Origin of the sequence: Roseobacter sp. FCG-D35 (assembly GCF_033436665.1) — a bacterium.
In the GTDB taxonomy this organism is placed as follows: domain Bacteria; phylum Pseudomonadota; class Alphaproteobacteria; order Rhodobacterales; family Rhodobacteraceae; genus JAWQFO01.
The window spans coordinates 737532-760119 of record NZ_JAWQFO010000001.1; the positions used below are offsets into that span (position 1 = coordinate 737532).

A 22588-nucleotide genomic window follows, 5' to 3' on the forward strand; every position below is an offset into this window, starting at 1 on the left:
AGCCGCGCAGGTCACGAAGGCGTGGATAACTCGCCCTGCTCCGCACGGCGCATGTGAACGGACTCCATTGCCTCGGCCAGTTCCCGGACCAGGGTTTCGGCCATCGAGCGGAAGACGAGGATCAGGAAATTCTCCGCCCCCGTGCGCGTGATCGAGGCGTTCATGTGGCCCAGAAGCGTGCGCGTGGTCTGGCCGCGCTCGAACCGCGCAAGCCGCAGATCGACCGGGACCAGGCGCGCCAGCACCTCCTCGGAGCCGGGACCGGCAAGCTCCACCGCCGCCCAGGCGTCGGACTGGTCGGTGACCGCGGCGTGTTCGCCGAGGTTGGCCGCCGGGGCGACGCCGGTCAGAAGTGCAGCGTCGCGCCCGAACCAGATCAGCCAGCGGCCATCCCTGCTGTCGCTGCGCCCGGACTCCGGCCAGTCAAGACCGAACGCATCCGAGAGCGACACGGTCAGTCGCTCGGTCCGCCCGGCGTAGGGCGACACGGTCGCCATCGGGCCAAGCCCGGCCTCGGTCAGCATCAGTTCACCGATGCTGCGCGGCAGAAACCCTGTGCAGGGTGACTTGGCCAAGAGCTCAATCACGCAGACGCCCTCCCTCGGGATCTATGAAGACCGGCGCGCAGATTTCGACCGCGATGTCGATGTCGCGAATCCGGTCGATCATCCGCACCACCTCGCCGTGACGCTCCGGGCCGGCACGCAGGAAGCCCAGCCCGATCGAGTGACCGAGCCTCGGCGAGTCTCCGACCGAGGTCACGTAGCCCTGGCTGGTTGCAAGGTGGACGGCAGCCTCTGGTGTGAAAAGATGCGCACCCGCGGTCAGACGGTCCCCCGGCTCGAGCGGGCGCAACCCGACAAGGCGTTCGCGGGACGGGTCGACGAGCCCCGGGCGCGCCGCCATCGTCTTGCCGATGCAGTCTTTCTTGGCGCTGATCATGCGCGCCATTCCGACATCGAAGGCGGTGGTGCGCCCGTGAATTTCGGCATGGGTGATATGACCCTTCTCGATCCGCAGAACGTTCAGCGCCTCCATGCCGTAGGCGCCGCCACCCAGCGCCTCGGCCTTCTCGACAAGCAGGGTGAACAGGCTCTCGCCGTAGCGCGCGGGAACCGCGATCTCGTAGGCATGTTCGCCGGAGAAGGAGATGCGGAAGAGCCGGGCCTCGACACTGCCCAGCGAGACGGCGCCACAGGCCATGAACGGCCAGGTTTCACCGTCGATGGGGTTTTCGAGAAGGTCGTTGAGCAGGTCGCGCGACTTCGGACCGGCAACGGCGAACTGCGCCCATTGCTCGGTGACGGAGGTGAAGCGGACATCGAGGTCGGGCCGAAGGCACTGGCTGACGAATTCCAGGTGCCGCATCACCTGACCTGCGGCGGCGGTTGTCGTGGTCATCAAGTAGTGGCTGTCGCCGAGCCGCGCGCAGGTGCCGTCGTCCATCACGAACCCGTCCTCGCGCAGCATCAGCCCGTAGCGTACTCGGCCCGGTTTCAGCGTCGAGAAGGTGTTGGTGTAGACGAGGTCGAGTAATTCGGCTGCACCCGGCCCCTGGATGTCGATCTTTCCCAGTGTCGAGACATCGCAAATACCGACACTCTCGCGCACGAAGCGCACCTCGCGGTCACAGGCCTGGCGCCAGTCGCTCTCTCCGGCGATCGGGAAGTAAGAGGGACGGTACCACAGGCCGGCTTCGATCATCGGCGCGCGCCTGTCGAGTGATGCCTGGTGCGAGGTCGTGAACCGCTGTGGCGCGAACCCCGGGCCGCGGGCCCCGGCCCCCATCGCCGCGATGCTGACCGGCACGAAGGGCGGCCGGAAGGTCGTGGTGCCGGTCTCGGGAATGCCGCGCCCGGTCACATCGGCCAGAACCGCGAGGGCGGCGACGTTCGAGTTCTTGCCCTGGTCGGTCGCCATGCCCTGCGTGGTGTAGCGCTTCATGTGCTCGACCGAGACGAAGTTCTCCTCGGCGGCCTGGCGCACATCCTTGACAGTGACGTCGTTCTGGAAATCAAGCCATGCGCGCCCCTTGCCCGGCACCGACCAGAGCGGCGCGATGCCGTAAGGATCGTCCTCGGCGTCGGGCCGCGGGACGCGCGGTGACTTCAGGCCCAGATCTTTCAGCGCCGACCTTGCGGCGGAGGCGCCTTCTGCCAGGCAGCCCGCGGTGGAAAACGTCCCCTTGCAAGCCCCGACGGCAACCAACCCTGGCACCGCGTCCTTTTTCGGCACGAAACATCCTGCTTCCGCGTCCCAGATGGGGCGCGCGCCGAGATGACAGGTCAGGTGCAGCGTCGGGTTCCAGCCGCCGGACACGGCAAGGCAATCGGCCTCGACCTTGAAACTGCCACGGGTGCCGCGCACGGCGACCGATTTCAGGCCAAGCCGGCCGGCGCTGCCCTCGACGACCGAGCCGGGGTAGACCGGCACGCCCTTGACCGGCACCAGCGCATCCGCGCGGCTGTCGATCACCGCCGTGACCTCGACGCCGGCGTCGAGCAGGTCGACCGCGGTCCGGTGCGCGTCGTCGTTGTTGCCGAAGACGGCGACGCGGCGTCCAGGCGCAACGCCGAACCGGTTGAGATAGGTCCTCACGGCGCTTGCGGTCATGATGCCGGGGCGGTCGTTGTCGCGGAACGCCACAGGGCGCTCGATGGAGCCCGCCGCGAGGACCGCGCGCCTGGCCGCGATCCGCCAGAAGCATTCGCGCGCGCCGCCCATATCGGGAGGCACGCGTTCGAGCGCCCCGTACGTGCTCTGATCGTAGGCGCCGGTGACCGTGGTGCGTGGCATCAGCCGGACGTTGTCCATCTCTGCCAGTTGCGCGACGGTCTCGCGCGCCCAGGCGTGCCCCGGCATCCCGCCAACCTCGCCGGTCTCGCCGTTGAGCCGTCCGCCCATGAGGCTGTCTTCGTCGGCAAGGATCACGTCGGCCCCGCCCCTGGCCGCGACCAGCGCCGCCATCAGCCCTGCCGGTCCCGATCCGATAACCAGTACGTCGCAGAACGCCCAGGCCTTCTCGTAGCGATCCTGGTCCGCCTCGCCGCTCAGCGCCCCGAGGCCCGCGGCCCGGCGGATCAGCGGTTCGTAGATCTTTTCCCAGAAGCCGCGCGGCCACATGAAGGTCTTGTAGTAGAAGCCGGCGCCGAGGAAACGCCAGGCAAAATCGTTGATCGCCAGCGCGTCCCAGCGCAGCCCGGGCCTGGCATTCTGGCTGAAGACCTCGAGCCCCCGGCGGACCTCGAGCATGGTGGCGCGGACGTTCGGTTCCGCCCTTGCGCCGCTGCCCACCGTCAGCAACGCGTTCGGCTCTTCGCTGCCCGCGCTCAGGATGCCGCGCGGCCGATGGTACTTGAACGACCGGCCCACCAGTCGCTGCCCGCCGGCCAGCAGTGCCGATGCGACGGTGTCGCCCTTGAAGGCGCTGAATGCCTGCCCGTCAAAGCGGAACGCGACCGGGTCCGAACGGTCGACAAGGCCTCTGTCCGCGATCCTCATGCGCCGCCCGCCGCGTCCGAGGCCAGCACCGTCGCGCTGACTGCATGGGTGAGCGTGTCGCGCGTGACCACGATCCATGCCCCGCAACCGGCCTCGTGCTGCCAGAGGTCGCGGGTCTCGCCGGCGGGGTTGTCGCGCAGGTGAACGTAGTCGTCCCAGGCTTCTTCCCCGACATCGGGCTCTGGCCGGTCGAGGGCCAATGCATGGCCCTTGTAGTAGAATTCGCGCCGGTCGCGTTCCCCGCAGATCGGACAGGTGATCCTCATTGCGCATTTCCTTGACGGATAATCGGATGCTGCTTCATCGCCGGCCTCAATGCAGATTGTGCTGAGAGCCGGTGCCCTCTTCGTCCATCAGGCCACGCCCGGTCCGGAACCGGTCGAGCCGAAACTTCGCGGCGCTCGCATGGGGCTGGCCGGTCGCCATCAGATGCGCCAGCGCCCAACCCGATCCCGGCACCGCCTTGAAGCCGCCGTAGCACCAGCCGCAGTCGAGGTAGAGACCTTCGGTATCTGTGCGGTCGATGATCGGCGAACCGTCGGGCGTCATGTCCATGATCCCGCCCCAGGAGCGCAGGACCTTGGCCTTGCCGATCATCGGCATCAGCGCCATGCCCGCCTCCATCACGTGCTCGGCCAGCGGCAGGTTCCCGCGGGCCGCATAGGAGGCGTAAAAGTCGAGATCTCCGCCGAAGACCAACCCGCCCTTGTCGGACTGGCTCATGTAGAAGTGCCCCATGCCGTAGCTGATGACATGGTCGATCACCGGTTTCAGCCCCTCGGTCACGAAGGCTTGCAGGACGTGGCTTTCGATCGGCAGGCGCAGACCGGCCATTGCCGCGACCTGGCTCGACCGGCCGGCCACGACGATCGCGACCTTTCTGGCACGAATCGCGCCACGGGTCGTCTGCACGCCGCGCACCTTGCCGTTCTCGATGTCGATGCCCGTAACTTCGCAGTTCTGGATCAGGTCGACGCCGCGGGCATCCGCGCCGCGCGCGTAGCCCCAGGCCACCGCGTCGTGGCGCGCTGTACCGCCCCGCGGGTGCAAAAGCCCGCCGTAGATCGGGAACCGCGTGTTGTCGAAGTCGAGGTAAGGCAGGTGACGCCGGACGCCTTCGCGATCGAGCAGCACCGCGTCGTCGCCTTGTGCCGCCATCGCATTGCCGCGCCGCACGAAGGCGTCGCGCTGACCGTCCGAGTGGAACAGGTTGATCAGCCCGCGCTGCGAATGCATCACGTTGTAGTTCAGGTCCTGCTCGAGACCTTCCCAGAGGCGCAGCGAATGGCTGTAGAATTCCGAATTGCCTGGCAGGAAATAGTTGGCCCGCACGATGGTCGTGTTGCGCCCGACATTCCCGCCGCCGATGTAGCCCTTTTCGAGCACGGCGACATTGGTGATCCCGTGGTTTCTGGCGAGGTAGTAGGCGGTCGACAGGCCATGCCCCCCGCCGCCGATGATGACGACGTCATACTCCGGCTTCGGCGCCGGATCGCGCCAGTGCGCTCCCCAGCCGCGGTTGCCTGTCAGCCCCTCGCGCAACACCCGAAACCCTGAAAACCGCATCCCTCACTCCACTCGCGCCCCGAACGGCACGCTAACCGCGCTATGATCCAGTATCAACGCAGCGCGTCCTGTCATGCACGGATTCCGACAGACGGATGTCGCTTTCCGCTCGATGCCGCGAATCGGAACACTGCGACGGCGGAAGTCCGGGGGTTCCGCGCCACAAAATTGCCGGATTCAAATGGGCCGGCGCCTCACCGCGGCAAGTACAAAGATCATCGCGCCAGTGTTAAGGCGCTGGAACAGATGATCAATTCCATCCAGCACGTGTCCAGCGCAAGGCTTTTCGAAGTCGAATGAAAGGTCCGAGTTATGCACCAAATGTTGCCGCAGAGTCCCGGTAACGTCGGTTCACTGAATTGAATCCGTAAGAAGTGAGCCTCGTTGCGATGAAGCGGTCACAGATCACCCGAGAGCGCAGAAGTCCCAGTGCCGGAAGCGCCGGAAAATTTCTTTGGGACGAAAATGGAAGCTTCTCAGTCGAAGCCGTCATCTGGACACCGATCCTCGCGATCATCCTTGCCGTCGTCATGAACATCTCGATGGTCTTCCACGCCAAGTCACAGATCCTGCGCGTGGTCCAGGATGCCAACCGGGCCGTGTCCCTGAACCGGCTGAACGGCGAGACCGCGGTCCAGGATTACATCAACACGAACCTCGCCTATCTCGGCGCGTCGCTGGACATATCGAGTTCCGTGGATTCCGCGACGAACATCGTCACGACCACCGTCCATGCAAACGCCACGGACCTGATGCCGCTGACCTTCATGACCTCGAAATTCAGCAGCGTGAAGGTCGGCGTGGCTTCCCATCACATCATAGAGTTCTGATCATGACCAGCTTTCCGAAGACTTCGCTCCGCGCCGCGCTGCATCGGTTCCGCCGTGCCGAAGACGGCACCGCGACGATCCTGTTCTTGTTCTTCGCGCTGATCTTCATCGTGATGGGCGGCCTTGCCATCGATTTCAACAAGGCGATGCAGGAACGCACGAACCTGCAGGTTACGGCGGACACCGCTGCGCATGCAGCGCTTTACACGCGCCAGAACGTCTCGGATCCGGCCGACGCCCGGAACCAGGCGCTCGATGCAGTCAACGGCATGCTGCGCAACGACGTCTACGGCGCGGCGCTGGTGGCGTCCGACATCGATTTCGGCACATGGGACCAGGACACGCTGACCTTCACGGTCGACCAGAACTCGCGCACCGCCGTCCGGGTCCAGCCCGACATGACCTCTGAACGCGGCAACGCCTCGCGCAACCTGCTGCTGCGCATCATCGGCCAAAGCACCTTCGACCTGCGCCGGCGTTCGATCTATTCGACCTACTTCCCGCCCTGCTTCAACGAAGGCTTCGTCGCGGAACAGGTCGTCGACATCCAGTCGAACAACGCCTATTTCGACGGCTTCTGCCTGCATTCGAACACCTACGTCAGCCTGAACTCGAACAACTTCTTCGAGCCCGGAACGGTCGTGTCGATGCCGGATACCAACGACCTCGACCTGCCGAACTCGGGCTTCGAGACCAACGAGGGCCTGCAGCTCGCCCTGCGCAACGGCGCCTACCACCTGCGTCTGCTCAAGGTGCTGCCGGAGATCATCAACAGCCTCTATGCGGGCAACCTCGACGTGCTCGAGAATTACAGCTCGAAATTCCAGCCGGTCGGTTTTACCGAAGCGGCTCCGACGACCCTGACCCCGAAGTCCGGCAAACTGTCCGTCGCGGATTTCAACCAGGGCCCGACGTTCTACAAGGCCGATTGCTCCAAGGGAAAATCCTCCGTCACGATCGAGACCGGGACTTACGAGAACGTCGTTTTCGTGACCAATTGCACGATCAACTTCCAGAACGGCGTGGTACTCGAAGAAAGCATTTTCGCGACGACGAATACGGCCATCAAGTCGGTCGTCGCATCGCACGTCCGGATGGGCGCCGACGACAATTGTGCTGCTGGCGGCGGCGCACTGATCATGACGCTCGGCGGTTTCGAGGCAGCCTCGTCGCTTCAGGGCTACGGCGCGCAGATTCTCGCCGTCAAGGATATCCAGTTCGCCGCCAATGCGGACGGGATCGAGGGCGTGTCGTTCCAGTCGCTGGGCCGAATCGACGGCACCTCCAACATGAACATGGGCTTCTGCGAAGGTGAAGGCACCGAGGATTTCCTCAAGGCGCCCTACTTCCGCATGGTCGACTGACCTGTTCACATAGTCGGCGCACCTTGGCTGGGCGGCGGAGCGATCCGCCGCCCGCGGCGTTTTTCTAGAGACCCTTGGCGCGGTAGCTCGACGCGACCTTGTCGATGGCCACCAGGTACGCCGCTGTGCGCAGATCGTCGACGTCGTCGCGCCCGTGCCAGACGGCAGCCATCGAATCGTAGGCCACCCGCATCGTGTCATCGAGTCCCGAGCGCACCAGCTCGAGCTCTCCGGCCCCGCGCAGATAGCGTTCCTTGAAGCCGGGGCTCAGCGTCCAGCCGAGTTCCTTGTCCTTCGAGAGCCTTTCCAGCTCGTCGATCAGCAACTGGTGGCGCGATTCCTCCTGCCGCCGCTGCATGCGCCCGAACCGGATGTGGCTGAGGTTCTTGACCCATTCGAAGTAGCTGACCGTCACGCCGCCCGCGTTGGCGTACATGTCCGGGATGATCACCGTACCACGTTCGCGCAGCACCTGGTCGGCGCCCGCGGTGACCGGCCCGTTCGCCGCCTCGATGATCAGCGGCGCCTTGATGCGATCGGCGTTCTGCAGGTTGATGACCCCTTCGAGCGCCGCCGGAACGAGGATGTCGCAGTCCTCTTCCAGCACCAGGGCGCCGTCCTTGACGTGGTGCCGGTCCGAAAAGCCCGAGATGCCGCCGTGCTTCGAAATCCACGACCGCACCTTGTCGACGTCGAGCCCGTCCTCGCCGAACAGCGCCCCGTCGCGTTCGATGATGCCGATGATCTTGCACCCGTCCTCCTCAGAGAGGAACTTGGCGGCGTGGTAGCCCACGTTGCCGAGGCCCTGAACGATCACCCGCTTGCCGTCGAGCGTACCGCTCATGCCCGCCTTCTTGACGCCCTCCGTGTCACGGAAGAACGCACGCAGCGCGTATTGCACGCCGCGGCCCGTCGCCTCGACCCGTCCCGCGATGCCGCCGGCGTTGAGCGGCTTGCCGGTGACGCAGGCGTTGCCGTTGATGTCGGTGGTATGGATGCGCTTGTACTGGTCGGCGATCCAGGCCATCTCGCGCTCGCCCGTGCCCATGTCAGGCGCCGGGACGTTCTGGCTGGGGTTGATGAGATCGCGCTTGATCAGCTCGTAGGCGAAGCGCCGGGTGATCTGCTCGAGCTCGTGCTCGTCCCAGTCGCGCGGGTCGATACACAGCCCGCCCTTTGAGCCGCCGAACGGCGCCTCGACCAGCGCGCACTTGTAGGTCATCAGCGCCGCCAGCGCCTCGACCTCGTCCTGGTTGACGCCCATCGAGTAGCGGATGCCGCCCTTCACGGGTTCCATGTGTTCGGAATGCACCGAGCGGTAGCCGGTGAAGGTATGGATCTGGCCACGTAGCCGGACGCCGAAACGCACCGTGTAGGTCGCGTTGCAAACGCGGATCTTTTCCTCGAGCCCCGGCGACAGGTCCATGAGCGCCACGGCGCGGTTGAACATCTGGTCGACGCTTTCGCGAAAACTCGGTTCCGTCAGGTGCTGATTCACTGTCTTCCTCCCTCTGGCCGTCCCTGCGCACTGAGTCGCACGAGGCCAGCCTAGGGGCAGCCCATCGCGATTGCCACAAAAGCGGGCAGATTGCGGATGCGCTTTCGTGACACTCTCCACGCGGGATCACGCCATCCGCGGACAGTTCGGCGACGCGACCGGCCATCGGTGCGCGCTCCGGAACAGTGTCACCAAACTTTTGTTTTGGCCGCAAAAATCCGCGCGGACCGCCCGATTGCCGCCCTATTCTCCGGCCACTTCTGCACACGGCGCTATCACGCTGACTGCTTATCTAGAACTGATTCCGGTGAAGATTATGTCGCTCTGTGCAGATCGCGCCCGCTCCGGCGCTCGAAAACGTAAACCACTCCCCCTCAGATTTTTTTTGCGCAGCGAGGATGGCGCCATGACCATCTTCGCCCTGTTCATCATCCTGATGATGGTGCTTGTGGCCGGAATCGGCGTCGATCTCATGCACAACGAGATGGACCGGACCCGATTGCAGAACACGATGGACCGTGCGGTTCTCGCCGCTGCCGATCTCGACCAGCAGCTCGACCCCAAAGCCGTGGTCGAGGACTATTTCGACAAGGCGGGCCTGCGCGAGTACCTCACCAGCGTGGTGCCGGATGCAGGCCTCAACTACCGCTCGGTGACCGCGACGGCGCGGATGGACACCCGGACCCAGTTCATGCACCGCCTGGGGCTCGACACCCTGCCGGTGCCGGCGGCCAGCGCGGCCGTCGAGCGCGTGCCCAACGTGGAAATCTCGCTCGTTCTCGATATCTCGGGCTCGATGCGTTACAATTCGCGCATGGACAACCTGCGTCCTGCCGCCAAGAATTTCGTCAAGATCGTTCTGGAAGGCAGCGCGATCGACCACACTTCGATCAACATCATTCCCTACGCCGGCCAGACCAACCCCGGCCCGTTCATGTTCAACCGGCTCGGCGGCGTGCGCTACGCGGCGATGGCGCTCGACGAGGACGATGGCGGCGTCGACGAGCAGTTCAATCACACCCAACTCCCGCCTTGGAAAAGCGCCGGTGACGGCAAGGACAAGGACGACACCAGGCGCTTCGTCTATCCCAACAACTCGAGCTGTTTCGAACTGAATACCTCGGATTTCAACACGGCTACACTGCCCGCGGCCGGCACCTATGCGCAGGTTCCGCTGTTCATGAACTGGACCATCGCTTCAGCTGTCATGGACTGGGGCTGGTGCCCGCAGGACCGCTCATCGATCCGATATGCCTCGAACAAGGCCGGCAACCTCGACGATCTGATCACCACGATGCGCATGCATGACGGCACCGGCACGCATTACGCCATGAAATGGGCGCTGGCGCTGCTTAACCCTGCCTCGCAGCCGCATTTTGCCGCCATGGCCGACGCCGGCCTGATCCCGAACGAGTTCCGCAACCGGCCCGCCGGATACCGCGATGACGAGACGGTCAAATACATCGTGCTGATGACCGACGGACAGATCACCGAACAGGTGCGCCCGAAAGACGAGATGCACATTCTCAATCCGACCGTCGAGCTCGATCAGAAATCCCGCAAGGACAAAGGTCACCGCGAACAGCTGACCAGCGCCTCGACCAACGTGTCGAGCTTCAAGAAGCAGTGCGATCTGGCAAAGGCGACGGACCGTCCCATCGTGGTCTACACGATCGCCTTCGAAGCGCCCGGCACGCCCGAGCAGCAGATGCGCGACTGTGCCTCGACGCCGTCGCATTTCTTCACGGCGCAGGGCTCGCAGATCAACGAGGTCTTCTCCACCATCGCGCGCCAGATCAACCAGCTGAGGCTCACGCAATGATGCGGGCGGCGCGGCGCTTTGCGGCCCGTTTCCGCGACGACGAAAACGGCCAGATCCTCGTCGAGTTCGTTGTGATGGTCCCGCTGGTCTTCACGATTTTCATGACCTCGGTCGAGATGGGCGTCTATTCCTACCGACAGGTGTTTCTGGATCGCGGGCTCGATCTTGCGGTGCGCGACATCCGGCTGTCGACCGGCAACACGCCGAAGCACGACGAGATCAAGGCACGCATCTGCGAATATTCGGGGTTTCTCGCGGAATGCGAGCGCACGTTGCGGCTCGAAATGACCCCGATGAACGTGCGCGGTTTTTCCGGTCTTGCCGATGATGCCGATTGCGTCGACATCTCGGCGGATCCGGAACCCCCGCGCAAGTTCGAGCCGGGCGCGGATCACCAGCTGATGCTGCTGCGCGCCTGCTACCGGTTCGATCCGGTGTTCCCGACGACCGGTCTGGGGCGTCACTACGGCAAGGACGGCGCTGGCAAGGCCACGATGATCGCGCTTGCCGCCTTCGTGCAGGAGCCGGAATGATGGCCGTCGCTGCCTTTTTCGTACGCCCGCTGCGACGCTTTGCGCGGTCCCAGGAGGCGTCTATCGCCATCGAGACGGTGATTATCCTGCCCGCGCTCTTCGTTGCGTTCATGGTGATGTACTCGGCCTTCGATTCCTATCGACAGCACGCGATCAACCAGAAGGCCGCCTATACCATCGGAGACCTGATCTCGCGCCAGACCACGCCGATGGACCTGCAGTTCCTGCAGGGCGCGCGTTCGCTCTTCGACTACTTGACCCGGTCGGGATCGGAAAGCGCGTTGCGCGTGACATCGGTGCAGTGGAATGACACCGACAAGAAATACGAGCTGGACTGGTCCAAGGGCGTCGGCGCGGTTTCGAATGCGACCCAGGACGACGTGACACGATGGGCTGGCAGCCTGCCGAAACTTGCTCCGGACGAATACATCACCGTTGTCGAGACGCGCAGCGAGTACGACGCGCCGTTCCGCGTCGGGCTTCAGGATCACGACATGAGCAATTTCGTGTTCACCCGCCCCCGCTATGCGCCCTCGGTGCGCTGGGGTACCGAGTGAGCCTCAGGCCCGGCGCCGCGCGATCAGCGAAGCGATGATCTCGGCCATGGCCCGGGTCTGACGCTGAGGCGCCAGCCCGCCGACGCCGATCCTGCCGCCGATGCGCCACCAGAGGCCCGGGTGCCAGGCGCGCGGCGCGCGCGCCGAGACCTTCAGCAGGAACCCGTTGGACGGCTTGAAGGCGAACAGGCCGCGGTCGACGGCCACCATGTCCTCGACCCGCGCAAGGGTCGTGCCCGCGCTGTCGCGCAACTCCGCCTGGGTGAGTTCCAGCGCGGTGGCGGTCGCGCGGCGCATCCTCTCGCCCATCCAGAGTGCACCGCCGCCGATAACCAGCAGGAAGATCTGCCAGCCGAAGGTCGGCGGTTGCGAGAAGGCGATGTAGATCAGCATCGCGCCCAGCAGCATCAGCGCTCCGATGCCGATCACGCGCCGCGCCGGGGCGGCTTCGACCCGCGCAAGTATTTCGGTGTCTTCCGGTTGCGTCATCCGCGGCCCCCTGCCCTCGTCGCGGCCTCCTAACCACTTGCGCGGCGGCGCGGCAAGGCCATTCGGAGCCTCTGGTGCGTCAGGCGCGCCGCCGGTCGGGTTCGTCCGCGCCGGTGATTTCCTCGACGACTTCGCTGATGATGTCCTCGATCAGTTCGGCGAGGCTTCCCGGCCGGTAGCCTTCGTCGCGGTATTCGCGGATCCGCTGCCGCGCCGTGGGATGCACCGCATCGCGCCCCGTCGGGCCTTTGCGCCAGGCCATGAGTTGCGGGGCGACCTTGTAGAACCAGCCGGAGTTGTCAATCTCGTCGGCCTCGAGCAACGGGTCGGGATCGACGTCCGGAATCCTGGCGCCCGGCGCCAGCTTCAGTCCTTGCCGCTCCGCGCCCTCCCAGACCCATTGCAGCGGGATCGCCGACAGCGCGAAGGCCTGTGCCGATCCGCCGACGATGCTGTGCGTGCCGACGAACCAGGCCTGCTGGTAGGGCCGGTCGGGGCTCGTGTCACCCTTGTTGAGGCCCGGATCGTCGCCCTTGCGGTCGAGGTTGTTCCACAGGCTCGGCTCGTAGAATCGCCGGCGCTCGTCCAATGCCACCGCGTGGCGGGCGGAGCCTACGAGGCTGCTGAGATCCGTGTCGTGAAACTTGTAGCGGCTGTTCCAGAACGAAGCCGCGGCCCCCAGTACGCTGGTCGGGATGCCAAGCGCCCCGACCGTGTCCCAGATGCCCATATAGGCGATGTCGATCAGCACCGAGTCGTCGCCGCGCATCTCGAGATCCTTTTGCGAGGTCGCCACCTTCGGCGAGAACCTGCGCCGCGCCTTCCAGATCTCCGGCGCATCGGGCTTGTTCTCGGGTCCGCGCGCCCGGTAGAGCTTGAAGACCTCGTCGATCCGGTCTTCGGTCGGGTTTTCGAGGATGCCGCCCTTGCGGATCAGCCCGCCGAGCGAGCGCGCCGTGTAGGCCCCGCGCGAGAAGCCGAAGATCATCACCCTGTCGCCCGGCTCGTAGTCCTCGCAGAGCGCGCGGTAGGCTTCCTTGATGTTGCGGTTCAGACCCCAGCCGAAGGCGCCGCCGCCGAACTTCTGCGCCTGGCGTCCGATGAAGGTGCGCATCCGCCCGCTGCCCGCCGCCACGCCAACACCGGGAAAGTAGCGCACCACCTGATCAGGACTGTCCTCGACATGGCACGCCTCGAACAGGCGATAGACATGGGTGTCCCGCTCCATGTCCGGACTGTTCCAGGTGCCGTCGCAAAGGATCGCGATGGTTTTCATGACAATACCTCCAAATCAAAAACAATTTCTCGAAATGAGAGTATCATACAACTTCGCCGGGATACGCCCAAGCGCAAATGCACAAGCCGCCGACCGGCGTCAGGTCTTGCGGCGGCCCTCGGTGTGCTTGCGCAGCTTCGAGGGGCCGGCTTTCTTGCGCGCCTTGTAGGGGTTCGCGTCGCCCTGCCCGCGCATCCACAGCCGGATCGGCGTGCCCGGCATGTCGAAGTCGAGCCGCAAACCGTTCACGAGGTAGCGCGTGTAGCTGTCCGGCACCTTGTCGGGATGCGAACACATCACCACGAACCCCGGCGGGCGCGTCTTGGCCTGGGTCATGTAGCGCAGCTTGATGCGCTTGCCCTGAGGCGCAGGCGGCGGGTGCTGCTCGAGCATGCCGGTCAGCCATCGGTTAAGCTGCGCGGTGCTCACGCGGCGGTTCCAGACGTCGTAGGCCTGCATGATCGCGGCGTGCAGCCGGTCGAGCCCGCGCCCGGTCTTGGCCGAGACCGTGACCAGCGGGGCGCCCTTGAGTTGCGGCAACAGGCGCTCGAAGGCTTCCTTGAGCGCATGCAGCTTGCCCTGCCGGTCCTCCTCGACGTCCCACTTGTTTACGGCGACGACGACCGCGCGACCTTCGCGTTCGGCGAGGTCGGCAATGCGCAGGTCCTGCTGTTCGAAGGGAATCGCCGCGTCGAGCAGCACGACCACCACTTCGGCGAATTTCACCGCGCGCAGGCCATCGCTCACCGACAGTTTCTCTAGCTTTTCCTGAACCTTGGCCTTCTTGCGCATCCCGGCGGTGTCGAAGATGCGCATCGGCACGCCAACGCCGTCCGCCCCGGCCCATTCCGTGCGCAGCGAGATCGCGTCGCGGGTGATGCCGGCCTCGGGGCCGGTCAGCAGACGATCCTCGCCGATGATCCGGTTGATCAGCGTCGATTTGCCTGCGTTGGGCCGCCCGACGACGGCGACCTGCAACGGTTTGGCGCGGGTCGGCACCGGGACCGCATCCTCCATGTCCCCGGCGTCCTCGTCGAGCGTCACGTCCGTTTCCGGCGCGTCCTGGTCCGCCTGCGCCGCCGCCTCCTGGAAGGCGTCGACCACCGGCATCAGCTCGGCATAAAGGTCCATCATCCCCTCGCCATGCTCGGCCGACAGCCGGATCGGCTCGCCCAGCCCCAGCGAGTAGGCCTCAAGCAGCCCGGCGTCCGCCGCCGCCCCCTCGGCCTTGTTGGCGGCGAGGATGACGCGGGCCGAGCGCTTGCGCAGGATCTCGGCAAAGACGAGGTCGGTCGCCGTCACGCCGGCGCGGGCGTCGATCAGAAAGAGGCAGATATCGGCCATGTCGACGGCGCGTTCGGTCAGCCGGCGCATCCGGCCCTGCAGGCTGTCGTCGGTGACATCCTCGAGCCCCGCCGTGTCGATCACGGTAAAGCGCAGGTCCGCGAGCCGCGCCTCGCCCTCGCGCAGGTCGCGCGTGACGCCGGGCTGGTCGTCGACCAGTGCCAGCCGCTTGCCCACCAGCCGGTTGAACAGCGTGGACTTGCCGACGTTGGGACGCCCCACGATGGCGAGGGTGAAGGACATGAAAGCGGGCTCCGGGCCAGAGGTCAGGGAGTGCGTGTAACGCAACTTCCCCGCGACGGAAAGCCCTCAGCGATAGGCCAGCAGTTGGCCCGAGGCCGAGACGACGTAAAGCGTGCCGCCGGCAACGACGGGCGCCGTGGTCGCGCCGCCCGGCACCTCGACGGCGCCGACCTGCCGGCCATCGCGCGGATCGAAAAAGCGCAACACCCCGTCGTTACCGGACACGACGATGCGGTTCCCGGCCAGGATCGGACCGTAGTGGGCGTAGACCTCGAAGCGCTTGCGCGGACGTTCGCGGGTGAAATTGGGCAGTTCCACGCCCCAGACCCGGCTGCCGTCACTGGCGTTGAGCCGCAAAAGCTCGTTGATGTCGGAGATCACGAAGAGGCTGTCGCCGGCCGGGAAAACAGGGCCGACCGCGCCTTCGCGTGCGGTCCAGATCCGTTCACCCGAGCCGAGGTTGAGCGCCACGATGCGGCCCGACTGGTTGCCGACATAGACACGGTTGCCGACGATCACCGGCGAGCCGGTCACGTCGCCGACCTCGCCCGAAGCCCTGCCAAAACGTTCGCCCAGCACGGCGGCATCCCAGCGCGGCAGCCCGCCACGCCGGAAGACGGCCTGCACGTCGCCCGAACCGAAGCCGAAGATCGCGAGATCACCTCCGATGGCGGGCGCCGGAGCGCCGAGCACGTTGTCGATATCGTTGACCGATCCGATCTGCCACTCGACCCTTCCGTCCGCGGTGCGCACCGCCCAGCCGGTGTCATCCCCGGCGGTCAGATAGACAAGGTCGCCGAAAACGGTCGGCGTTCCCGATCCGCTGGCGTCGAGCTTCTGGCGCCAGCGTTCGCCGCCCGTCGTGGCATCGAGCGCCACCAGCACCCCGTATCCCTGGCTGACGTAAAGCGTGCCGTTGTTGACCGCGAGACCGCCGCCGGTGGCAAAGCCCGCGCGCTCACCCGCGGGCCGGATGTCACGGGTCCAGAGGGTTTGCCCGGAAGTTGAGGTCGCTGTGACGATGGTGCCGGCATCGAGCGTGAAGATGCGCCCGCCCTCGACCACCGGATCGGCGGTGATGCGCTGGCGCCGGCTGTCGCCGTCACCGATATCGGCCGACCAGATCAGGCGCGGCGTCGCGGACAGCGCCGCATGTGAAACTCGGTAGGTTGGCGTCCCCGTGGCCTGGGGCCAGCTTGCATTGACCCGGGACCCGGGCAGCGAGATCGGACGGCTGAAGTTCTGGCGGCTGGCGGCGGTTTCCTCGGCGAACGGATCGGGTTCCTGCAGCACCGAGCGGATGTCCTCGCGCTTGCCCGGCAGGATCACGTCCGGCTCGGTGCATGCCGTAAGCAGCACGGCCGCAGCCAGCCCGGCAAGGCCGAGAAACTTCTGCGCACCGCCCGCGGTGTTCTCGGAAACTGCAATCATGGCCCTGCTCGCTCTGTCCAAATCGTTAGGGTCGCCCCGGCCAAGGCCCGCGCATCACTCGGCCGGTTCAGACACGCCGTTCAGTTCGGGTGTTCCGCCCAGCGCAACAATCACCTGCAACGCTCTTTGTTGCAAGTCTCCGAACAGTTCCGCGTCCTGCAGGATCGCATTGTAACGGTCCAGCGCCGCTTCGGTATTTCCCTCGCGGATATCGAGCAGGGCAAGTTGCTCGTTGGCAAGCAGGCGCAGCGGAGAGCCAGGCTGCGCAAGGGCCTCGAAACGCTGGCGCAATTCCTCGGGCGGCAGGGTATCTGTCTGGATGACCACCGCCTTGAAGGCAGCGATCTGGCGATAGATCTCGGGCACGTCGCCGTCTGTCGCCACGCTGTCGAGTTCGGCGACCGCCTGACCGGTTTCCTCGGCCTCGGCGCTGCTGCCGGCGGTCAGCAAAGCAAGGACGGCCCGTGCTTCGGGGGTCTCTGCCGGCGTCTCGCCCAGAGCCTGCGCCCGCAGCCCGGCATCCTCCTCGCCCATCGCGGCCAGGATATCGTCGCCTAGCGTCTCGGCGGCGGCACGATTCTGGGCTTTGCGATATTCGTTCCACGCCGCACCGCCCACGATCAGCACGATGACAAGCACCGCGATCCAGCCATAGCGCCGGATCAGCGCGAAAAGCCGGTCTCGGCGGACCTCTTCGTTGACCTCGTCGATGAAACTGTCGGAATTGCTCATACTGCCCTGCCTTGCCGCCCGGTTGGCGCCCCTCTTACCGCGGCGGGACGGCCAAGCCAAGAGGTGGCGCCGGGCGGCGGATAGGTCGCACTCGGCGGAATTGCCCCGCACTGCAGAAAAAGCTAATCTGAACTGGTTGGTTTAGCGTAACGTTCCTATATTCCAAGGAACCGAGCGCGTGATCTGCGCACGGTACGCGACGACGACAAGGGGCCCTCGATGCGCATCTTCTCCCTGCTGGCGGCAATCACCGTGTCCGCACTGCTGTATCTGTGGGTGTTCCAGCGCCCCGAGACGATGGCGCGGCTGGGCATGGACGCACCGGACGCACCCGCGGACACGCAGGCCATCCCGGAATCCGACCTGGCGCAGGAGGCCGCCGCCGAAGCGCGCAGCGGCCTCGTCAAGGTCGTTGTCCAGCGCTCCGAGGCACGTGAGATCGAGACCGCCGTTGCCCTGCGCGGCGAGACCGCGGCAGCGCGGCAGGTCGAGGTCCGGGCCGAGACCGCCTCTACCGTAACCTCCGAACCGTTGCGGAAAGGTGCCGCGGTCGACACCGGCCAACTGCTGTGCGAGCTCGACGAGGGCACGCGCGGCGTGTCGCTGGAACAGGCCCGGGCGCAGCTCGACGAGGCGCAGTCGCGCGTACCCGAGGCCGAGGCGATGGTCAAGCGCGCGCAGGCCCAGATCGAAGAGGCCAGGATCAACCAGAACGCCTCGGCCCGACTCAGCGACAGCGGTTTCGCCTCGACCACCCGCGTGGCCAGCGCCGATGCCGCGCTGGCGGTCGCCGAGTCCTCGCTGGAATCGGCGCGGGCCGGCGTCGAGGCCGCGGCCTCGGGCATCCGTTCGGCGCAGGCCAACGTGGCTTCGGCTGAGAAGGAAATCGAGCGCCTGACGATCGAAGCGCCTTTCGCTGGCCTACTGGAGACGGATACCGCCGAACTTGGTGCATTGCTTCAGCCGGGCGATCTCTGCGCCACGGTGATCCAGCTCGATCCGATCAAGATCGTGGGCTTTGTTCCCGAGGCCGAGATCAAGCGCGTCTCGGTCGGCGCCGAGACCGTCACACGCCTTGTTACGGGCGACCTCGTCGAAGGCGCGGTCACCTTCGTGTCGCGCTCGGCCGACCCCACAACGCGCACCTTCCGGGTCGAGATCGAGGTCCCGAACAGCGACCTCAGGATCCGCGACGGGCAGGCCGCGGACATTTCCATCTCGACCGATAGCGCCTCCGCGCACCTGCTGCCGCAATCTGCGCTGACGCTCAACGACGACGGGCGCCTTGGCGTGCGGACCATCGAAGATGGCAATATCGTCGCCTTCCACGCGGTCGACCTGATGCGCGACACCCCGCAGGGGGTCTGGCTCACCGGGTTGCCCGACAGCGCCGACGTCATCGTGGTCGGACAGGAATACGTGATCGCCGGGGTCGAGGCCGACCCGACCTACAGGGACCTCGGCCAGTGACCGGCATCGTCGACTGGGCCGCCCACCGCGCGCGGATGGTGCTGGCCTTCATCGTGCTCTCGTTGGTCGTGGGCGGATACGCGTACACCACGCTGCCCAAAGAAGGCGAACCGGACATCGAGATCCCGGCGCTCTTCGTTTCGGTGCCGTTCCCGGGAATTTCCGCGGCCGACAGCGAAACCCTGCTGGTCAAGCCGATGGAAACCGAGCTTGCCGACCTCGACGGGCTCGACAAGATGTCCGCGACGGCCTCGGAAAACTTCGCCGGCGTGGCGCTCGAGTTCGAATTCGGCTGGGACAAGACCAAGACGCTGGCGGACGTGCGCGACGCCATGGGTCGGGCCGAGGCGGATTTCCCCGAAGGCGCCGAGCAATACACGATCACCGAGATCAATTTCTCGGAATTCCCGATCATCATCGTGAACCTCACCGGCCCCCTGCCTGAACGCACGATGAGCCGCATCGCCAAGGACCTGCAGGACGACCTCGAGGCGATGGACGCGGTGCTGGAGGCCGGCATCGCCGGCAGCCGCGACGAGATGGTCGAGGTCGTGATCGACCCGCTGCGCCTCGAGGCCTACAACGTCACCGCCGCCGAGCTGCTGAACACGGTCCAGAACAACAACCAGCTGATCGCCGCCGGCGAGGTCGAGACTGCGCAGGGCACCTTCGCGGTCAAGATCCCCTCGAGCTTCGACGAGCCGCGCGACATCTACGACCTGCCGGTCAAGACCAACGGCGACCGTGTGGTCACGCTGGGCGATCTCGCCAAGATCAACCTCACCTTCGAGGACCGTCTCGGCACCGCGCGCTTCAACGGCGAGAACTCGATGGCCCTTCAGGTGGTCAAGCGCAAGGGCTACAACCTCATCGACACCGCCACCCTGGTCAAGGAACTGGTCGCCGAACGCAGCGCGGACTGGCCCGATGGTCTGCGCGCGGCGATCGAGGTCGGCACCTCGAACGACCAGTCGCGCATCGTCGATTCGATGGTCCAGCAGCTCCTTGGGTCGGTCTTCACCGCCGTGGCGCTGGTGATGATCGTCGTGCTTGCCGCCCTGGGCATCCGGGCAGCCCTTCTGGTCGGCTTCGCGATCCCGACCTCCTTCCTGCTCTGTTTCGCCTTCCTCGCGCTGATGGGCATCTCGATCTCGAACATCGTGATGTTCGGGCTAATCCTCGCGGTCGGAATGCTGGTCGACGGGGCCATCGTGGTGGTCGAATACGCCGACGCGCGCCAGCGCGAGGGCGTGGGCCCGATGCATTCCTACGTCGAGGCCGCCAAGCGCATGTTCTGGCCGATCATCTCCTCGACGGCCACGACGCTCTGCGCCTTCCTGCCGATGCTGTTCTGGCCCGGCGTGCCCGGCGAGTTCATGGGCATGCTGCCGGTCACGCTGATCTTCGTGCTCTCCGCCTCGCTGGTGGTGGCGCTGATCTACCTGCCGGTCATGGGTGGCGCCACCGGGCGGCTGGAGCGCTGGATGGCCGACTACATGGCCGCGATCGCAAACCTGCGCTGGTATTTGCACCTCGCGCTCTTCCCGCTCGCAGGCCTCGCGATGGCGCTGGTCGGCCTGCTGATGCCGCTGGCCTTCGAGACCATCGGCACCCGCTTCGCGGCCCTCGATGGGCTCGACATCCTCGGCTCGGTCATCCCGACCTTCCTCGTCGTCTTCCTGCTGATCCTCGGGGCGGTTGCGGCACTCGCGGCGGGCCTTGGCGGTTTTCTCCTGGCACTGCTGGCCGCCTTCGCGCTCCTGACCCGCGCAGGCCGCGGCGGACGCTGGCTCGCATCGCGTCTGCTGAACCCCGCGCCGGAACGGATCGAGGCCGGCTACCGGCGGTCCGGTTTCGGGCGCGTCATCGCCTTCATCGCCGGCAATCCCGTCATGCCCCTCGTCGTCGCGGGCACGGTCTTCGTCTTCGTCGGCACAGTGATGATCTACTTTTCCAACAACAACAACGGGGTCGAGTTCTTCGTCGAATCCGAGACCGAGCAGGCCATCGTCTACGTCCTTGCCCGCGGCAACCTCAGCCTCGACGAAAAAGACGCGCTGATCCGCGAGGCCGAGGAAATTGTTCTGGCCCATCCCGGCATCAAGAACGCCTTCTCCTTCGCCGGCGAGGGCGGCCTGAACACGGACGCCTCCGGCGCGGCGCAACCCAAGGACATGATCGGCCAGATCCAGCTCGAGACCATTCCCTGGGAAGACCGCACCGATCGGCCCGACCTCGACGGCGATCTGGTGATGGCGGAACTGACCGAGGAACTTGCCGCCCTGCCCGGCGTGCGCATCGAGATCCTGTCGCAGAACCGCGGACCGGCCAGCGGCAAACCCGTGCACCTGCGCCTGATGGCCGACGACTTCGAGACCCTGACCGAGGCCGCGGGTCTCGCGCGCGCCGAGTTCGAACGCACGCCGGGCCTCACGCTGATCGAGGACACCCGCCCTCTGCCCGGCATCGACTGGCAGATCGACGTCGATGTCGCCAAGGCCGGGCGCTACGGCGCCGATGTCGCCACGGTCGGCGCCATGGTGCAACTGGTTACCCGCGGTCTGCTGCTCGACACGATGCGCGTCGACTCCTCGGACGAGGAGATCGAGATCCGCGTCCGCCTGCCCGAAGAGAACCGCGTCCTGTCGACCCTCGACACGTTGAAGGTCCGCACCACCGACGGGCTGGTGCCGCTGTCGAACTTCATCACCCGCACGCCGGTGCCGAAACTCGCCGAAATCACGCGCGTCGACCAGAAGCGCCACTTCGACGTCAAGGCCGACGTGGCCCCGGGACTGCAGAAACTGGTCGAGACCGCGACCGTGGACGGCGCGCAGACCGAGGTGACCCTGGCTACACTGCGCCCGGCCGGCACGGACGCCGACGTCACCGCGCTCGACGGCACCGCCTACAAGATCATCGACCGTGGCGACGCCGCCGCAGAGCGCGACCTGCAAGCCGCGATCGATGGCGGGGAGGCCCGCCTCGTGCCGGTCACCCCCAACGAACGCATCGCCGCGCTGACGACCTGGATCGAAAGCGGCGCCCTGCCCCCCGGCGTCGATTATGAATGGACCGGCGACCAGGAAGAACAGGCCGAAAGCCAGGCCTTCCTCTCGTCGGCCTTCTCCGCGGCACTTGGCCTGATGTTCATCATCCTGCTGGCGCAGTTCAACAGCTTCTACAACGCCGTGCTGGTGCTGCTCGCGGTGGTGCTCTCGACCACCGGGGTGCTGATCGGCATGCTGGTGATGAACCAGACCTTCTCGATCATCATGACCGGCACCGGGATCGTCGCGCTGGCCGGCATCGTGGTGAACAACAACATCATCCTGATCGACACCTTTCAGGAATACAGCCGCTACATGCCGCGGATCGAGGCGATCATCCGCACCGCGCAGGCGCGGATCCGCCCGGTTCTGTTGACCACCATCACCACGATGGCCGGCCTCGCCCCGATGGCGATCGGCCTGAGCCTGAACTTCGCCGAGGGTGGTTACACCTTCGACAGCCCCACGGCCCTCTGGTGGAAGCAGCTCGCCACCGCGGTGGTCTTCGGCCTCGGCATCGCCACCGTGCTGACCCTGGTCGTGACCCCCTCCATGCTCGCCGTCCGGGTCTGGGCCACGACCTACGTGCACTGGTTCGCCCGCCTGCTCGCACGTCTCTCCTTCGGCCGCGCCAGCACAGCCGCCCGCGACTGGGCGCTGCAGCGCGAAGCGCGCCGCGCCGGCGCCACGGAGATTATCTGGACCGACGACGATGGCGCCGACACCCTGCCGCTACCAGTGGGCCCGCGAATGCGCGCCGCAGAGTGAACGCAGCCCTCTCTGGTTCTCAAATATCCCGGGGCAGTCGCGGTGCTGCCGCGGCGAGGTCAGCGCCCCCCGACAAACGCGGCCATCAGGGTCCGCTCCGTGACCGGTCGCTCC

General features: G+C 66.0%; 17 protein-coding genes. 7 read left to right on the forward strand and 10 right to left on the reverse strand.

Translation table 11 applies throughout. From position 1 onward, the window contains the following. Positions 1 to 11 precede the first annotated feature (11 nt). From R5H30_RS03400 to R5H30_RS03415, 4 genes are read right to left on the reverse strand one after another with little or no spacing between them, the layout of a single operon-like run. Positions 12 to 587 (reverse strand): sarcosine oxidase subunit gamma, encoded by a 576-nt coding sequence (locus R5H30_RS03400; protein ID WP_318326597.1) that lies wholly within the window; start codon positions 585 to 587, stop codon positions 12 to 14. Next, on the reverse strand, positions 580 to 3501 hold the full coding sequence (locus R5H30_RS03405; RefSeq protein WP_318326598.1) for a sarcosine oxidase subunit alpha family protein: 2922 nt from the start codon (positions 3499 to 3501) through the stop codon (positions 580 to 582). The genes R5H30_RS03400 and R5H30_RS03405 overlap by 8 nt, the downstream gene beginning before the upstream one ends. Next, a complete protein-coding gene (locus tag R5H30_RS03410) occupies positions 3498 to 3767 on the reverse strand; it encodes a sarcosine oxidase subunit delta (protein ID WP_318326600.1) in 270 nt (89 codons plus the stop codon). Before R5H30_RS03410 ends, R5H30_RS03405 begins: the two co-directional genes overlap by 4 nt. 46 nt (positions 3768 to 3813) lie before the next feature. After that, positions 3814 to 5067: a sarcosine oxidase subunit beta family protein gene (locus R5H30_RS03415; protein WP_318326601.1), complete on the reverse strand. Its 1254-nt coding sequence runs from the start codon at positions 5065 to 5067 to the stop codon at positions 3814 to 3816. A gap of 389 nt (positions 5068 to 5456) precedes the next feature. Between R5H30_RS03415 and R5H30_RS03420 the strand changes: the two genes are divergently transcribed. Beyond that, on the forward strand, positions 5457 to 5897 hold the full coding sequence (locus R5H30_RS03420; protein ID WP_318326602.1) for a TadE/TadG family type IV pilus assembly protein: 441 nt from the start codon (positions 5457 to 5459) through the stop codon (positions 5895 to 5897). Between the two features lie 2 nt (positions 5898 to 5899). Further along, a complete protein-coding gene (locus tag R5H30_RS03425) occupies positions 5900 to 7261 on the forward strand; it encodes a TadE/TadG family type IV pilus assembly protein (protein ID WP_318326603.1) in 1362 nt (453 codons plus the stop codon). A gap of 64 nt (positions 7262 to 7325) precedes the next feature. Here R5H30_RS03425 and R5H30_RS03430 read toward each other — a convergent pair whose 3' ends face one another. After that, the gene (locus R5H30_RS03430) at positions 7326 to 8711 is read right to left on the reverse strand and encodes a Glu/Leu/Phe/Val family dehydrogenase (protein ID WP_318326777.1); all 1386 of its coding nucleotides are present in this window, start codon (positions 8709 to 8711) and stop codon (positions 7326 to 7328) included. Positions 8712 to 9165: 454 nt separating this feature from the next. On the opposite strand from R5H30_RS03430, the gene R5H30_RS03435 reads away from it, so the two are divergent. The 3 genes from R5H30_RS03435 to R5H30_RS03445 are packed head-to-tail and all read left to right on the forward strand — an operon-like array spanning position 9166 to position 11671. Then, positions 9166 to 10581: a pilus assembly protein TadG-related protein gene (locus R5H30_RS03435; protein WP_318326604.1), complete on the forward strand. Its 1416-nt coding sequence runs from the start codon at positions 9166 to 9168 to the stop codon at positions 10579 to 10581. Further along, on the forward strand, positions 10578 to 11114 hold the full coding sequence (locus R5H30_RS03440; RefSeq protein ID WP_318326605.1) for a TadE/TadG family type IV pilus assembly protein: 537 nt from the start codon (positions 10578 to 10580) through the stop codon (positions 11112 to 11114). The genes R5H30_RS03435 and R5H30_RS03440 overlap by 4 nt, the downstream gene beginning before the upstream one ends. Next, the gene (locus R5H30_RS03445) at positions 11114 to 11671 is read left to right on the forward strand and encodes a TadE/TadG family type IV pilus assembly protein (protein WP_318326606.1); all 558 of its coding nucleotides are present in this window, start codon (positions 11114 to 11116) and stop codon (positions 11669 to 11671) included. The genes R5H30_RS03440 and R5H30_RS03445 overlap by 1 nt, the downstream gene beginning before the upstream one ends. Positions 11672 to 11674: 3 nt before the next feature. On the opposite strand, the gene R5H30_RS03450 is transcribed toward R5H30_RS03445, so the two are convergent. From R5H30_RS03450 to R5H30_RS03470, 5 genes are all read right to left on the reverse strand, one after another. Further along, a complete protein-coding gene (locus R5H30_RS03450; protein WP_318326608.1) occupies positions 11675 to 12160 on the reverse strand; it encodes a hypothetical protein in 486 nt (161 codons plus the stop codon). Positions 12161 to 12239: 79 nt separating this feature from the next. Then, a complete protein-coding gene (locus tag R5H30_RS03455) occupies positions 12240 to 13436 on the reverse strand; it encodes a T6SS phospholipase effector Tle1-like catalytic domain-containing protein (RefSeq protein ID WP_318326609.1) in 1197 nt (398 codons plus the stop codon). 99 nt (positions 13437 to 13535) lie between these two features. After that, entirely contained in the window at positions 13536 to 15023 is a 1488-nt protein-coding gene (der, locus tag R5H30_RS03460) for a ribosome biogenesis GTPase Der (RefSeq protein ID WP_318326610.1), read from the reverse strand. A 66-nt stretch (positions 15024 to 15089) separates the two neighbouring features. Then, positions 15090 to 16454, reverse strand: coding sequence for a PQQ-like beta-propeller repeat protein (locus tag R5H30_RS03465; protein ID WP_318326611.1), 1365 nt, complete (start codon positions 16452 to 16454; stop codon positions 15090 to 15092). Between the two features lie 54 nt (positions 16455 to 16508). Further along, on the reverse strand, positions 16509 to 17186 hold the full coding sequence (locus R5H30_RS03470) for a tetratricopeptide repeat protein (protein ID WP_318326612.1): 678 nt from the start codon (positions 17184 to 17186) through the stop codon (positions 16509 to 16511). Between the two features lie 219 nt (positions 17187 to 17405). Here R5H30_RS03470 and R5H30_RS03475 point away from each other — a divergent pair, with 219 nt between their 5' ends. Continuing rightward, positions 17406 to 18656, forward strand: a complete 1251-nt coding sequence (locus R5H30_RS03475; protein ID WP_318326613.1) for an efflux RND transporter periplasmic adaptor subunit — start codon at positions 17406 to 17408, stop codon at positions 18654 to 18656. Beyond that, positions 18653 to 22474: an efflux RND transporter permease subunit gene (locus R5H30_RS03480; protein WP_318326614.1), complete on the forward strand. Its 3822-nt coding sequence runs from the start codon at positions 18653 to 18655 to the stop codon at positions 22472 to 22474. The genes R5H30_RS03475 and R5H30_RS03480 overlap by 4 nt, the downstream gene beginning before the upstream one ends. The last annotated feature ends 114 nt before the right edge of the window (positions 22475 to 22588 follow it).

Bases quoted from the DNA above. Each gene is read 5' to 3' on its own strand.
- R5H30_RS03405 (WP_318326598.1), bottom strand. From the start codon at position 3,501: ATGAGGATCGCGGACAGAGGCCTTGTCGACCGTTCGGACCCGGTCGCG.
- R5H30_RS03410 (WP_318326600.1), bottom strand. From the start codon at position 3,767: ATGAGGATCACCTGTCCGATCTGCGGGGAACGCGACCGGCGCGAATTC.
- R5H30_RS03415 (WP_318326601.1), bottom strand. From the start codon at position 5,067: ATGCGGTTTTCAGGGTTTCGGGTGTTGCGCGAGGGGCTGACAGGCAAC.
- R5H30_RS03420 (WP_318326602.1), top strand. From the start codon at position 5,457: ATGAAGCGGTCACAGATCACCCGAGAGCGCAGAAGTCCCAGTGCCGGA.
- R5H30_RS03425 (WP_318326603.1), top strand. From the start codon at position 5,900: ATGACCAGCTTTCCGAAGACTTCGCTCCGCGCCGCGCTGCATCGGTTC.
- R5H30_RS03430 (WP_318326777.1), bottom strand. From the start codon at position 8,711: ATGTTCAACCGCGCCGTGGCGCTCATGGACCTGTCGCCGGGGCTCGAG.
- R5H30_RS03435 (WP_318326604.1), top strand. From the start codon at position 9,166: ATGACCATCTTCGCCCTGTTCATCATCCTGATGATGGTGCTTGTGGCC.
- R5H30_RS03440 (WP_318326605.1), top strand. From the start codon at position 10,578: ATGATGCGGGCGGCGCGGCGCTTTGCGGCCCGTTTCCGCGACGACGAA.
- R5H30_RS03445 (WP_318326606.1), top strand. From the start codon at position 11,114: ATGGCCGTCGCTGCCTTTTTCGTACGCCCGCTGCGACGCTTTGCGCGG.
- R5H30_RS03450 (WP_318326608.1), bottom strand. From the start codon at position 12,160: ATGACGCAACCGGAAGACACCGAAATACTTGCGCGGGTCGAAGCCGCC.
- R5H30_RS03455 (WP_318326609.1), bottom strand. From the start codon at position 13,436: ATGAAAACCATCGCGATCCTTTGCGACGGCACCTGGAACAGTCCGGAC.
- der (WP_318326610.1), bottom strand. From the start codon at position 15,023: ATGTCCTTCACCCTCGCCATCGTGGGGCGTCCCAACGTCGGCAAGTCC.
- R5H30_RS03465 (WP_318326611.1), bottom strand. From the start codon at position 16,454: ATGATTGCAGTTTCCGAGAACACCGCGGGCGGTGCGCAGAAGTTTCTC.
- R5H30_RS03470 (WP_318326612.1), bottom strand. From the start codon at position 17,186: ATGAGCAATTCCGACAGTTTCATCGACGAGGTCAACGAAGAGGTCCGC.
- R5H30_RS03475 (WP_318326613.1), top strand. From the start codon at position 17,406: ATGCGCATCTTCTCCCTGCTGGCGGCAATCACCGTGTCCGCACTGCTG.